General features: G+C 70.4%; 15 protein-coding genes. 7 read left to right on the forward strand and 8 right to left on the reverse strand.

Translation table 11 applies throughout. The annotated features are described in order from the left end of the window. Positions 1 to 22 precede the first annotated feature (22 nt). Together ICC28_RS31305 and mca are read right to left on the reverse strand one after the other, a co-directional pair. The gene (locus ICC28_RS31305; protein WP_188292135.1) at positions 23 to 259 is read right to left on the reverse strand and encodes a hypothetical protein; all 237 of its coding nucleotides are present in this window, start codon (positions 257 to 259) and stop codon (positions 23 to 25) included. Next, a complete protein-coding gene (gene mca / locus ICC28_RS31310; protein ID WP_188292162.1) occupies positions 252 to 1112 on the reverse strand; it encodes a mycothiol conjugate amidase Mca in 861 nt (286 codons plus the stop codon). The genes ICC28_RS31305 and mca overlap by 8 nt, the downstream gene beginning before the upstream one ends. A 170-nt stretch (positions 1113 to 1282) precedes the next feature. Between mca and ICC28_RS31315 the strand changes: the two genes are divergently transcribed. Both ICC28_RS31315 and greA read left to right on the forward strand, forming a co-directional pair. After that, entirely contained in the window at positions 1283 to 1681 is a 399-nt protein-coding gene (locus ICC28_RS31315; RefSeq protein ID WP_188292136.1) for a DUF4307 domain-containing protein, read from the forward strand. 189 nt (positions 1682 to 1870) lie between these two features. Continuing rightward, entirely contained in the window at positions 1871 to 2371 is a 501-nt protein-coding gene (greA, locus tag ICC28_RS31320) for a transcription elongation factor GreA (protein ID WP_188292137.1), read from the forward strand. A 58-nt stretch (positions 2372 to 2429) separates the two neighbouring features. Here the strand turns inward: greA and ICC28_RS31325 are convergent, their stop codons facing one another. The 3 genes from ICC28_RS31325 to ilvA all read right to left on the reverse strand — a co-directional run bounded on the left by ICC28_RS31325 (position 2430) and on the right by ilvA (position 5701). After that, positions 2430 to 3275: an ABC transporter permease gene (locus tag ICC28_RS31325; RefSeq protein WP_188292138.1), complete on the reverse strand. Its 846-nt coding sequence runs from the start codon at positions 3273 to 3275 to the stop codon at positions 2430 to 2432. Continuing rightward, a complete protein-coding gene (locus ICC28_RS31330; RefSeq protein ID WP_188292139.1) occupies positions 3272 to 4285 on the reverse strand; it encodes an ATP-binding cassette domain-containing protein in 1014 nt (337 codons plus the stop codon). The genes ICC28_RS31325 and ICC28_RS31330 overlap by 4 nt, the downstream gene beginning before the upstream one ends. A gap of 186 nt (positions 4286 to 4471) precedes the next feature. Continuing rightward, a complete protein-coding gene (ilvA, locus tag ICC28_RS31335; protein ID WP_188292140.1) occupies positions 4472 to 5701 on the reverse strand; it encodes a threonine ammonia-lyase in 1230 nt (409 codons plus the stop codon). 163 nt (positions 5702 to 5864) lie between these two features. On the opposite strand from ilvA, the gene ICC28_RS31340 reads away from it, so the two are divergent. From ICC28_RS31340 to ICC28_RS31350, 3 genes are all read left to right on the forward strand, one after another. Then, the gene (locus ICC28_RS31340; protein ID WP_188292163.1) at positions 5865 to 6377 is read left to right on the forward strand and encodes a MarR family winged helix-turn-helix transcriptional regulator; all 513 of its coding nucleotides are present in this window, start codon (positions 5865 to 5867) and stop codon (positions 6375 to 6377) included. A 129-nt stretch (positions 6378 to 6506) separates the two neighbouring features. Further along, positions 6507 to 7013, forward strand: coding sequence for a sigma factor-like helix-turn-helix DNA-binding protein (locus ICC28_RS31345; RefSeq protein ID WP_188292141.1), 507 nt, complete (start codon positions 6507 to 6509; stop codon positions 7011 to 7013). Between the two features lie 16 nt (positions 7014 to 7029). Beyond that, positions 7030 to 7278 carry a hypothetical protein gene (locus ICC28_RS31350; protein WP_188292142.1) on the forward strand — a complete coding sequence of 83 codons (249 nt, stop codon included), beginning with the start codon at positions 7030 to 7032 and terminating at the stop codon, positions 7276 to 7278. A 4-nt stretch (positions 7279 to 7282) separates the two neighbouring features. Here ICC28_RS31350 and ICC28_RS31355 read toward each other — a convergent pair whose 3' ends face one another. After that, positions 7283 to 8437 carry a cystathionine gamma-synthase gene (locus ICC28_RS31355; RefSeq protein ID WP_188292143.1) on the reverse strand — a complete coding sequence of 385 codons (1155 nt, stop codon included), beginning with the start codon at positions 8435 to 8437 and terminating at the stop codon, positions 7283 to 7285. 108 nt (positions 8438 to 8545) lie between these two features. On the opposite strand from ICC28_RS31355, the gene ICC28_RS31360 reads away from it, so the two are divergent. Then, on the forward strand, positions 8546 to 9664 hold the full coding sequence (locus tag ICC28_RS31360; RefSeq protein WP_188292144.1) for a hypothetical protein: 1119 nt from the start codon (positions 8546 to 8548) through the stop codon (positions 9662 to 9664). Between the two features lie 22 nt (positions 9665 to 9686). Here the strand turns inward: ICC28_RS31360 and msrA are convergent, their stop codons facing one another. Together msrA and ICC28_RS31370 are read right to left on the reverse strand one after the other, a co-directional pair. Beyond that, positions 9687 to 10196, reverse strand: a complete 510-nt coding sequence (gene msrA, locus ICC28_RS31365) for a peptide-methionine (S)-S-oxide reductase MsrA (RefSeq protein ID WP_411158634.1) — start codon at positions 10194 to 10196, stop codon at positions 9687 to 9689. A 156-nt stretch (positions 10197 to 10352) separates the two neighbouring features. Beyond that, positions 10353 to 11396, reverse strand: coding sequence for an NAD(P)-dependent alcohol dehydrogenase (locus ICC28_RS31370; RefSeq protein WP_188292146.1), 1044 nt, complete (start codon positions 11394 to 11396; stop codon positions 10353 to 10355). Positions 11397 to 11566: 170 nt separating this feature from the next. On the opposite strand from ICC28_RS31370, the gene ICC28_RS31375 reads away from it, so the two are divergent. Then, on the forward strand, positions 11567 to 12478 hold the full coding sequence (locus ICC28_RS31375; protein WP_188292147.1) for a helix-turn-helix domain-containing protein: 912 nt from the start codon (positions 11567 to 11569) through the stop codon (positions 12476 to 12478). Positions 12479 to 12728 lie beyond the last annotated feature (250 nt).

Genomic DNA, 12728 nt, shown 5'->3' on the forward strand with positions numbered 1-12728 from the left:
CCGGGGGACGCACCGGGTGGGCTCAGCCCTTCGCGGCCTCGCCGCCCGCGGCGTCCGCCTTCGGGTCGGGGGCCTCGTCGAAGGAGACCTTCCCCATGTGCTTGTTCATCGACTTCATCAGGCCCCACACGGCCAGGGCCATCACCGCGAAGACGATGAAGCCGAGGACGCCGGGGGTGACCTTGTCCTCGTCCACCTCCTTGGCGAGGGGGACGAGGTGCGTCATTGCCAGGCTCACGCTTGCGCTCATGTCAGGCATTGTCGCGGATGCCCGCAAAGAGGTCGTCCTCGGGGAGGGAGGTATCGACGAGGGACTTCGCCAGCTCGTACTCCTCCGTCGGCCAGACCTCCTTCTGGATCTCCATCGGGATCCTGAACCAGCCGCCGTCGGGGTCGATCTGCGTGGCGTGCGCGATCAGGGCCTTGTCGCGGATCTCGAAGAACTCGGCGCACGGAATGTGCGTGGTCAGCGTCCGCTCGGCCCGCTCGGACTCGTCCCACCGCTTGAGCCAGTCCCCGTACGGCGACTCCAGGCCGCGGTCCAGCATCGCGTGGTGCAGGGCCTCGGTGCGCGGGCGGTTGAAGCCCTGGTTGTAGTAGAGCTTCTGCGGCTGGTACGCCGGGCCGAACTCGTCCTCCGGGTACTTCTCGGTGTCCGCCGCGCCCTCGAACGCCACCATCGTGATCTTGTGGGTCATGATGTGGTCGGGGTGCGGGTAGCCGCCGTTCTCGTCGTAGGTGGTGATCACCTGGGGACGGAAGGAACGGATCTTCCGCACCAGCTCGCCGGCCGCCTTGTCGACGTCCTCCAGGGCGAAGCAGCCCTCGGGCAGCGGCGGCAGCGGGTCGCCCTCCGGCAGGCCGGAGTCGACGAAGCCGAGCCACTCCTGCTGGACGCCGAGGATCTCGCGGGCCTCGTCCATCTCCCTCTTGCGCACCTCGTGGATGTGCTCCTCGATGTACGCGTCGCCCTGCAGCTTCGGATTGAGGATGGAGCCGCGCTCCCCGCCCGTGCAGGTCACGACCAGCACGTCCACCCCCTCGGACACGTACTTCGCCATGGTGGCCGCGCCCTTGCTCGACTCGTCGTCGGGGTGCGCGTGGACGGCCATCAGTCGCAACTGGTCAGTCAAGACTCAATCCTCGTAAGTCGGCGCACCCGGTGTGAGTCGGTGCGTTCGGCGGCTTCTATAGTGACCGAATCGGGGGCTGAATAATTCCGGGGTCGGGTTCCAGAGACGTTTTCGGGACGTTTCCCCCGTATACGGCCGAGAGGACGATCATGAGTACGGCGAGCACGCGCGCACCCGAGGGCCGTTACGGCCGTTCCTCGGACGAGCGAGCCGACCGCACGCTCAAGATCGTCGGCGCCGCCCTCGGCGCTCTGCTGCTGGCGCTGGTCGGCTACTTCGCCTACCACTACGTCGGCCAGAACAAGATCAGCGCCGAGATCATCAAGTACGACCTGTCCAAGGACTCCGTGCGGGTGCACCTGGAGGTCCACAAGGACTCCGGCGTCTCCGGCTACTGCACGGTCCGCTCCCAGGCGGAGAACGGCGCCGAGGTCGGCCGGGCCGACTTCCGCTTCGACGGGGACGCCACGCGCATCGACAAGGTCGTCACGCTCCGTACAACCTCACCGGGTACCACGGCCGAGCTGCTCGGCTGCCACGCGGACTGAGTCCGCCACCAACGCACCTGTCCTCGCCCGCAAAACACAGGGCCTGACCTGCGTTGACGTAATTCTGATGGCTTATGTCCTCCCCCTGGAGCCATTGAATTGTTAGGCTCGTGGTTTCGCCCATCCGTGAAGGAACATGCTTCTGGGTAGGGCGATGCTTTGTATTCCCAGTACCGACGAGGAGCACCTGTGACCCAGACCAGCGAGTCCGTCACCTGGCTGACCCAGGAGGCGTACAACAAGCTCAAGGACGAGCTTGCGTACCTTACTGGTCCTGCGCGCACGGAGATCGCCGCCAAGATCGCGGCTGCGCGCGAGGAGGGCGACCTGCGCGAGAACGGCGGGTACCACGCGGCCAAGGAGGAGCAGGGCAAGCAGGAGCTCCGTGTGCGCCAGCTGACCCAGCTCCTGGAGAATGCCCAGGTGGGCGAGGCCCAGGCGTCCGCGGACGGTGCCGTGGCCCCCGGCATGGTCGTGACGATCGCCTTCGACGGTGACGAGGACGACACCATGACCTTCCTGCTCGCCTCGCGCGAGTACGCGAGCTCCGACATCGAGACCTACTCCCCCCAGTCGCCGCTGGGCACCGGCGTGATCGGCCACAAGGTCGGCGAGGACGCGGAGTACGAGCTGCCGAACGGCAAGAAGGCCTCGGTGCGGATCCTGAAGGCCGAGCCGTACAGCGGCTGACCCCGCCCCCGCATGCCCCTGACCCGCCCCCGGCGTCCGCGCGACGCCGGGGGCGTCGTCATGCCGCCGCCGAGCGGTACTTCCGCACCGACAGCGTCCGGAAGATCACGATGATCAGGACGGAGTAGATCAGCGAGGCCCACACCGGGTGCTGCATCGGCCAGGCGTCCGAGGGCGAGACCCCGGGGTTGCCGAAGAGCTCCCGGCAGGCCTGGACCGTGGCGCTGAACGGGTTCCAGTCGGCGACGTGGCGCAGCCAGGGCGTCATACGGCTGGAGTCCACGAACGCGTTCGAGATGAACGTGACCGGGAAGAGCCAGATCAGTCCGCCCGAGGTGGCCGCCTCGGGGGTGCGCACGGACAGGCCGATCAGGGCCCCGACCCAGGTGAACGCGTAGCCGAGCAGGAGCAGCAGGGCGAACGCGGCCAGCACCTCGCCGACACTGGTGTGGGTACGCCAGCCCACCAGCAGCGCGACCATGGCCAGCACGAACAGCGTGAGCGCCGTCTGCACCAGGTCGGCCAGCGTCCGCCCGGTCAGCACCGCCCCGCGGGCCATGGGCAGGGACCGGAAGCGGTCGATGAGCCCCTTGTGCATGTCGTCGGCGATGCCCGCGCCCGCCCCGGCGGTGGCGAAGGTGACCGTCTGGGCGAAGATGCCGGCCATCAGGAACTCGCGGTACACGGAGGGGTCCGTGGTGCCACCGATGTTCATGGAGCCGCCGAAGACGTAGCTGAACAGCACCACGAACATGATGGGCTGGATCAGCCCGAAGATGACCATCTCCGGAATCCGGCTCATGCGGATCAGGTTCCGCTTGGCCACGACCAGGGAGTCGCGGACGGACTGGCTGACGGCGTTGCCGGGGGCCGGGGTGCGTGCGGCGTCGGTGACGGCGCTCATCGGGCGGCCTCCTTGTCGGTGCCCTGGTGGGGGGTCTGGTCGGTGGTCCTGCCGTTCTCCTCGTCCTTCACCTCGGCGACGTGGCCGGTCAGGGAGAGGAACACGTCGTCGAGGGTCGGGCGGCGCAGGCCGATGTCGTCTATCTCGATGCCGCGGGCGTCCAGCTCGCGGATGACCTCGGCGAGGAGCTTGGCGCCGCCGGTCACCGGGACGGTGAGCTTGCGCATGTGGTCCTCGACCGTGGTGTCGCCCTTGCCGAAGCCGCGCAGCACCTCCGCGGCCGTCGGGATGTGCTCGCGCTCGTGCACCACGACCTCGACGCGCTCGCCGCCGGTGCGGGCCTTGAGCTGGTCGGAGGTGCCCTGGGCGATGACCCGGCCGTGGTCCACCACGGCGATGTCGTGGGCGAGGTGGTCGGCCTCCTCCAGGTACTGGGTGGTCAGCAGCAGCGTCGTACCGCCGGAGACGAGGCGCTTGATGACGTCCCACAGCAGTTGGCGGTTGCGCGGGTCGAGGCCGGTCGTGGGCTCGTCCATGAACATCACGGGCGGGGAGACCACGAGGGCGGCCGCGAGGTCGAGGCGGCGGCGCATACCGCCGGAGTAGGTCTTGGTGGGGCGGTCGGCGGCGTCGGCGAGATCGAACTGCTCCAGCAGCTCGTCGGCGCGGGCCTTCGCCGCCTTGGACCGCATCTGGTAGAGCTGGCCGACCATCTGCAGGTTCTCGCGGCCGGTGAGGTATTCGTCGACCGCCGCGAACTGGCCGGACAGGCCGATGGAGCGGCGCACGGCGTCGGGGTGCCTGAGCACGTCGATGCCCGCGACGACGGCCGAGCCGCTGTCGGGGCGCAGCAGGGTCGTCAGACAGCGGACGGTGGTGGTCTTGCCCGCGCCGTTCGGCCCGAGCAGGCCCAGGACGGTGCCCTCCGGCACATCGAGGTCGACACCGTCCAGAGCCCGTACGTCGCCGAAGGTCTTCACCAGACCTTCGGCATGGATGGCGCCTGGCATATGAGTCTCCACGTCGTCGGGGATTACTTCGTCAGGAATGCTTGGGAAAGCCTAGATTCGTGCTTTTCGTTCCGCTTGATGAGTGGCGCGACTCTCACCATAACGCGATGTATCGCGTCCCTCAACGGAATTCACCGGTGCGGGTGACAAAGGGGCTCCGACCTGGTCTTTCCTGCGCTCGGCGGCTCAGTCGATGACGGTGTAGCCCGCCTCGCGCAGCGCCTGGCCGACCTCGGCGCAGTGCTCCGGACCCTTCGTCTCCAGGTGCAGCTCCACCTCCGCCTCCGTGAGCCCGAGCCGCGGATCGGTCCGTACGTGGCTCACATCGAGGACGTTAGCGTCCACCACTGACAACACCCCGAGAAGTGTCGCCAGCGCCCCCGGCCGGTCCGTCAGCCGCAGCCGTACGGCCAGGTAGCGGCCCTGCGCCGCCATGCCGTGCCGCAGCACCCGCTGCATCAGCACCGGGTCGACGTTGCCGCCGGACAGCACCGCGACGACCGGCCCCTCGAAGGCGCCGGGATCGCTCAGCAGCGCCGCGACCGGGCTCGCCCCGGCCGGCTCGACGACCAGCTTGGCCCGCTCCAGACACAGCAGCAGCGCGGCGGACAGCTCGTCCTCCGTCACCGTACGCACCTCGTCGACCAACTCGCCAACGATTTCGAACGGCACGTCCCCGGGGCGGCCGACCTTCATGCCGTCGGCCATCGTCGCCGGGTTCTCGATCGACACCGGATGCCCGGCCGCCAGCGAGGGCGGATAGGCGGCGGCGCCCGCCGCCTGCACGCCCACGATCCGCACATCGGGCCTGAGCGACTTCACCGCGATCGCGACCCCGGCCGCGAGCCCTCCGCCGCCGATCCCGAGGACGATCGTGCGCACCTCCGGGCACTGCTCCAGGATCTCCAGGCCGACCGTGCCCTGGCCCGTGATGACGTCGGGGTGGTCGAAGGGGTGGATGAACACCGCGCCCGTCCGCGCCGCGTACTCCTGCGCGGCGGCCAGCGTCTCGTCGACGACCTGGCCGTGCAGCCGCACCTCGGCGCCGTACTCGCGCGTCGCGCTGATCTTCGGCAGCGGTGCGCCGTTCGGCATGAACACCGTCGAACGCACTCCCAGCAGCGAGGACGCCAGCGCCACCCCCTGGGCGTGGTTCCCGGCGCTCGCCGCCACCACGCCCGCGGCGCGCTCCTCGGGCAGCAGACCCGCGATCCGCACGTAGGCGCCGCGCAGCTTGAACGAGCCCGTCCGCTGGAGGTTCTCGCACTTGAAGTGCACCGGCGCGCCCACCAGCCGGGACAGGTACCGGCTGCCCTCCATCGCCGTCACCCGCGCCACGCCCGTGAGCATCTTCTGCGCGCCGCGCACGTCGTCGAGAGTGACCGGCGGCAACAGGTCGGCCTTGCGGTAGCTCATGACTCAAGTCTCGCAGTTCACACGCGCGGGCTCCCGCTGTGACCAACCACCGAGACCGGTTTGCGCAGCGCCGGTACGGCCCGCCCCCCGGCCGCGTACCCTGTCCCCCAACCCAGCACCCCCTTCATGAAGTGAGCCCCCGGCCATGCCCACAACACCTGGAATGTCGATGGACATGTCGACCGTCGGTGACACCGGTCTCCTCGACACGCTGCAGCACGAGGTGGCGGTGTTCGCCCGCCGTGCCGAACAGACCCGGCTCGGCGGAGTCGGGCAGGTGCGCAACTCCATGGACCGCGCCGCATACCTGCTGCTCAACCGGCTCGACAAGGAAGGCCCCATGGGGGTCAAGGCGCTCGCCGCGAGCATGGGAATCGACTCCTCGACGGTCACCCGGCAGGTGGCCCCGCTCGTCGACACCGGGCTCGTCAAGCGCACCTCCCACCCCGAGGACGGGCGGGCCGTGGTGCTCCAGCTCTCCCCGCGCGGGCTGTCGCGGCTGGAGGAAGTGCGCTCCTCCCGGCGTCAGTTGATGGCCGAACTGACCCATGACTGGGCGCCGGAGGAGCGCGAGGCGTTCTGCACGCTCCTGACGCGCTTCAACACCGCGCTCTCCTCCCGGATGGCCGCCCACGGCATCCAGGGAGCGGAGCCGGCCCCGGCACCCGCCTCCTGAACCTCCGTACGCGCGCGTGGTGTCCGGCTCTTGACCTCGGGCCCGCCCCTGGCCTCATATGAGACCGGGTCCCGTACGTGGCCGGGATCCGACTCCTCACAGGGGTCGCCCTCACAGGCGGGAGGCGCGGTGCGAGAACGGCATGCGTCCCGAGGTGCCCGCCGGGCGCGGGAGTTCGAGGCGTTCGTCGCGGGCGCGGCGGGCCGGCTGCTGCACACCGCCACGCTGCTCACGGGGGAGGCACCGGCCGACAACCCGCGCGCGCGGCGCCTGCTGGCGCTCTCCCTCGCGCACACGTACGCGGCCTGGGACCGGCTGCGCGGCGAGGATCCCTACGACCACACCCGTCGGCATCTGGCCACCCGCTTCGCCCATGGGGCGTGGCACCACTACGGCGGCCTCGGCCGGGCCCGCCCGCACCCCGAGAGCCCCCTCGCCGCCCTCGGCCCGCAGGAACGCCTGATCCTCGTTCTCAGGCTGTACGAGGGGGTCGCCGAGGAGCAGACCGCGGCCCTGCTCGGGCTGCCCCGGGAACGCGTCCGAGCGATCTGCGACCGGGCCACGGCCACCGTGCTGCACCCGCCCCGGGGGCCTGCGCCCGCTCCCGTGCGGCCCGCGGCGAAGGCGACGGCGTGAGAACGGGGAGGCAGGCGTGAACCGCAGCGAACGGGAGGCCGCCGCACGGCAGATCATGGAGCGGACGCCGCCCGCGGTGCCGCCCGACCTCTGTGCCGACGCGGTCCGCCGCGGCCGGCGCATACTGCGCCGACGCACCGCCGCACGCCGGCTGCTGTGGCTGCTGATGTGCGCCGCGGCCCTGGCGTTCGTCGTGTGGGCGCTGCTGGCCCGTCCCTGGGTGGAGCCGCCGTCGGAGACGACCCCACCGCTCACGGGCTGGTGACGGTCTAGCCGAGCGCCTGCTTGAGGTCCTCCAGCAGGTCCTCCACGTTCTCGATGCCCACGGACAGGCGCACGAGGTCGGCGGGCACCTCAAGGGCGGATCCGGCCGCGGAGGCGTGCGTCATGCGCCCCGGGTGCTCGATGAGCGACTCCACGCCGCCCAGGGACTCGCCCAGGGTGAACACCTCGGCGCGGTTGCAGACCTCGACGGCCGCCTCCTCGCCGCCGGCGACCTGGAAGGAGACCATGCCGCCGAACGCGCGCATCTGCTTGGCGGCGACCTCGTGGCCGGGGTGCTCGGGCAGGCCCGGGTAGAGCACCTTCGTCACGCGCGCGTGCCGGGACAGCATGTCGGCGACCTGCACGGCGTTCTCGCTGTGCCGGTCCATGCGCACCGAGAGGGTTTTGGTGCCGCGCAGCACCAGCCAGGAGTCGAAAGGCCCGGCGACCGCGCCCATCGCGTTCTGGTGGAACGCCAGCTCCTCGCCGAGGCTCTCGTCGCCCACGATCAGCGCGCCGCCGACGACGTCGGAGTGGCCGCCCATGTACTTGGTCAGCGAGTGCACCACGACGTCCGCCCCGAGCGACAGCGGCTGCTGCAGGTACGGGGTGGCGAAGGTGTTGTCGACGACGAGCCGCGCGCCCGCGTCGCGGGCGATCTGGGCGACCGCCGCGATGTCGGTGATGCCGAGCAGCGGGTTGGAGGGGGTCTCCACCCACACGACCTTGGTCTTCGGGGTGATGGCGGCCCGTACGGCGGAGGGGTCGCTGGTGTCGGCGACCGACCACTCCACGCCCCACCGGGCGACGACCTTCGCGAAGAGGCGGAACGTGCCGCCGTACGCGTCGTTGGGGATCACCACGTGGTCGCCGGGGCTGAGCAGCGTACGCAGCAGGCAGTCCTCGGCCGCCAGTCCGGACGCGAACGCGAGGCCGCGACGGCCGCCCTCCAGGGCGGCGAGGTTCTCTTCCAGGGCGGTCCTGGTGGGGTTGGCGCTACGGCTGTACTCGTAGCCGCCGCGCAGCCCGCCGACCCCGTCCTGCTTGTAGGTGGACACCTGGTAGATCGGCGGGACGACCGCCCCGGTGAGGGGGTCCGCCGTGTTGCCCGCGTGGATGGCGAGCGTCTCGAAGTGCTGACTGATGTGCCTGTCGCTCATGGGTCACGAGCGTAGTGCGCCGACGGCGCTGATGACGGACGGCGGAGTTGTCCACAGGGGAGGGGACCGGGTTGGCCAATTGTCAGCGGCGTCTGGAACGCTTGAGGCATGGAGATTCTCTGGGTCCTGATGGCGATCGTCATGATCGGCTTCGTCGTGCTGCCGTTCCTGCGACGCCGGCGGGGGATGATCGAGCAGGTCTCGCCCGGCCACCCGGACGCGGCGGACCCCTCGAACTACGGGTTCGTACGGCAGGAGGAGCTGGACGTCCGCATGCCCGGCCCCGACCAGGACCTGCTGGACGTCCTCGACCTGGTGCAGCGCACCCAGGACTACCGGGCGGCCTCGCAACTCCTCGCCGGCACCGAGGCGGAGGGCGAGCTGCGCTGGCAGCGGGTGCAGGCCTTCGCGGGCGCGGCCTCGCTGGAGCTGGCGCAGCGGCCCGGCGGGGTCGGCGACAACCCCGGCGGTCAGTGGCTGCGGGTGTGGCGGGCCGAGCAGCCCAAGGACGCGGGCGGCGCGGCCGTGCACGCGGAGTTCCTGGTGCAGCAGGCGTGGCGCACGTCCGCGGCCGGCACCGACGAGTTCCGGATCATCATGGAGGAGGCGAGAGCGGCGTGCGCGGAGGCGGCGCTGCTGGCCCCCGGCGACCCGATCCCCTACATCGTCGAGCTGTCGGTGGCCCGCGGGCTGGCCTACTCCCAGCAGGAGTTCGAGCAGCTCTGGCTGAAGATCCTGGACCGCGCCCCGACCCACATGGGCGCCCATCTGGCCGCCCTGCACTACTGGTGCGAGAAGTGGCACGGCTCGCGCGAGCTGGCCTACACCTTCGCCGAGGCGGCGGCGGCCCGCGCCCCGCACGGCTCGCTGCTCGCCGCCATGCCGCTCTTCGCGGTCTTCGAGCACCTGCCCGAGGTCAACCTGGTCGGGGGCTTCTACCAGAGCGAGGTCGTGACGAAGGCGATGCACGGCGCGCTGCACGCCGTGCACTCCGCCCGCCCGGACGACCCGATGCTCGCCCACGTCCGCCATCTGCTGGTCTTCTTCCTGGTCCGCGCCGAGCGCTGGGCGGAGGCCATGAGCCAGCTGGTGCACGTCGACGGCCATGTCGGGGCCCTGCCCTGGACGCTCTCCCCCGACCCGGCCGCGGAGTTCGCGGTCTACCGCGCGCTGGCGGTCGCGGGCTACGAGGCGAACGGCGGCAGCCCGGCGACACTCCCCCACTGACCGGGCGGAGGCGCGCCCGCGGTCAGCTCTCCGAGCGCGCGGGCAGCTTCCACCCCGGGCGCGGGAAGTGACAGGTGTAGCCGTCGGGGTAGCGCTGCAGGTAGTCCTGGTGCTCCGGTTCGGCCTCCCAGAAGGGGCCGACCGGCTCCACCTCGGTGACGACCTTGCCGGGCCACAGTCCGGAGGCGTCCACGTCCGCGATGGTGTCCTCGGCGATGCGCTTCTGCTCGTCGTCCACGTAGTAGATCGCGGAGCGGTAGCTCAGGCCGATGTCGTTGCCCTGGCGGTTCTTGGTGCTCGGGTCGTGGATCTGGAAGAAGAACTCCAGGAGCGCGCGGTAGTCGGTCTGCGTGGGGTCGTAGAGGATCTCGATGGCCTCCGCGTGCGTGCCGTGGTTGCGGTACGTGGCGTTCTCCACGTCACCGCCGGTGTACCCGACCCGGGTCGCGGTCACGCCCGGGAGCCGGCGGATCAGCTCCTGCATGCCCCAGAAGCATCCGCCGGCCAGTACGGCCCTCTGTGTCTGCGCCATTACGGCCCTCCCATGTGTGTCGGCTCGGCCAGGGTCCCTGTCCATCCTCCCTCCTCAACAGGCCAGGGTGCCGAGCGATTCCGCGCAGCCGCGACGGGCTGCGGGCCGGAGGAGGTCCGGCCCGCAGCCGATCACCGTCGGTGCCCGCCTGGAACGTCAGATCGTCGCCGTGTCGATCACGAACCGGTACCGGACGTCACTCGCCAGCACCCGCTCGTAGGCGTCGTTGATCTCGTGCGCGGCGATCAGTTCGATCTCGGCGCCCAGGCCGTGCTCGGCGCAGAAGTCGAGCATCTCCTGGGTCTCGGCGATGCCGCCGATCATCGACCCGGCGAGGGTCTTGTTGCCGCCGATGAGGGAGAACAGGTTCAGGGCGACGGGCTCCTCCGGGGCACCGACGTTGACCAGGGCGCCGCCGGTCTTCACCAGGCTCAGGTAGGCGCCGAAGTCGAGCGGCGCCGAGACCGTGGAGACGATCAGGTCGAAGGAGCCGGCGAGCTCCTGGAAGGTCTTCTCGTCGCTGGTGGCGTAGTAGTGGTCGGCGCCCAGCTTCAGGCCGTCGTCCTTCTTGCGCAGGGACTGCGACAGGACGGTGACCTCGGCGCCGAGCGCGTGCGCGATCTTGACGGCCATGTGGCCGAGCCCGCCCAGGCCGACCACGGCGACCCTCTTGCCGGGGCCCGCGCCCCAGTGCTTGAGCGGGGAGTACGTGGTGATGCCCGCGCACAACAGCGGCGCGGCGACGTCCAGGGAGAGGCCGTCGGGGATGCGGACGACGAAGTTCTCGTCGACGACGATCTTCTGGGAGTAGCCGCCGTGGTTGGGCGTGCCGTCGCGGCCGATGGCGTTGTAGGTGGGGCCGATGCCGCCGTTGAGGCAGTGCTGCTCAAGGCCTGCCCTGCAGTTCTCGCACGTACGGCAGGAGTCGACCAGGCAGCCGACGCCCACCCGGTCGCCGACCTGGTACTTCGTCACACCGGTGCCCACCTCGGAGACCACGCCCGCGATCTCGTGGCCGGGGACCATCGGGAAGAGGGCCTCGCCCCAGCCCTCGCGGGCCTGGTGGATGTCGGAGTGGCAGATGCCGGCGAACTTGATGTCGATCAGGACGTCGAACTCGCCGACCTCGCGCCGCTCGATGGTGGTGCGCTCCAGGGGAGCCTTGGCGGCGGGTGCGGCGTATGCGGCGACAGTGGTCATGCCGGGGGTTCTCCTCGCGAAGGGGCCGGCCCGGCTGCCTTCCGGCCGGGCACGCTGCCCAGCCTGCCGGTCCCTCCCTCATTCACCCAGGTCACGGCTTTGCGTACGTTCGCTGTGCCTACTACTGGCGGGGTCAGGCTGCTGTGCGTACGACCGGGAATACTGGACGCATGGACGAACAGCCCGAACCCGTACAGGCCGCCGGCCCGGCTCTGGACCGGCGTGCCGAGCTCAGCGAGTTCCTGCGCACCCGGCGGGCCCGGCTGAAGCCGGAGGACGTGGGGCTGCCGGACTTCGGGCGGCACCGCCGGGTGCCGGGGCTGCGGCGCGAGGAGCTGGCCCAGCTCGCCGGGGTGTCGGTGGCGTACTACACCCGCCTGGAACAGGGCAACGGACGGAACGTGTCGGCGGAGGTGCTGGACTCCATCGCCCGCGCGCTGCGGCTGAGCAACGCCGAGCACGCGCATCTGACGCATCTGGCGAAGCCGAAGCAGCACAAGAAGAAGCCGGCCGGGCGGACCCAGCAGGTGCGCGGCGGGCTGCGGCAGCTGCTGGACTCGATCGACACCGTCCCCGCGTACGTCGTCGGCCGACGTACGGACATCCTCGCGTGGAACCGGATGGCCGCGGCGCTGTTCGGGGACTGGGGCGAGCTGCCGGCGCCGGAGCGGAACTGGGCGCACCTGGTGTTCCTGAACCCGCGGTACCGCGAGCTGTTCGTGGAGTGGGACCGCAAGGCGTCCGACATCGTCAGCTATCTGCGGATGGACGCGGGCTGCCATCCGGACGACCCGCGGCTGTCCGCGCTGGTCGGCGAACTCTCCGTGAAGAGCGAGGAGTTCAGGCGGCTGTGGGCCACCCACGACGTCAAGGAGAAGGGCCACGGCATCAAGCGCCTCCAGCATCCGCTGGTGGGCGAACTGACGCTGTCCTTCGAGACGTTCCGCCTGGCCGACGACGGCGAGCAGTCCCTGGTCACGTACCACGCCGAACCGGGCTCGCCGTCCGCGCAGGCGCTGCGCCTGCTGGCGAGCTGGGGCACGGACGCGACCCGGGCGGGGACGCAAGCGTCGGCTCCCTGAGCCTACGACCGGAACGGCAACTGCCCGCCGGGAGCGGTGCTCCCGGCGGGCAGTGTCACGCGTGCGGTCGGCCTACTTGCCGTAGTACGCGTTGTAGATCGAGATCGTCGACTTGTTGTTCTTCTTGTCGGTGATCTTGGCGTGGAAGGAGATGCCCTTGCCCTTGGCCGGGTTCTTCACCTTGATCTTGCCGTTGGTGACCTTGACCTTCTTCCAGGTCTTGCCGTAGTCGTACGACACGTACACCGCG

The sequence above is a fragment of the Streptomyces sp. TRM68416 genome (genome assembly GCF_014596915.1).
GTDB lineage: Bacteria > Actinomycetota > Actinomycetes > Streptomycetales > Streptomycetaceae > Streptomyces.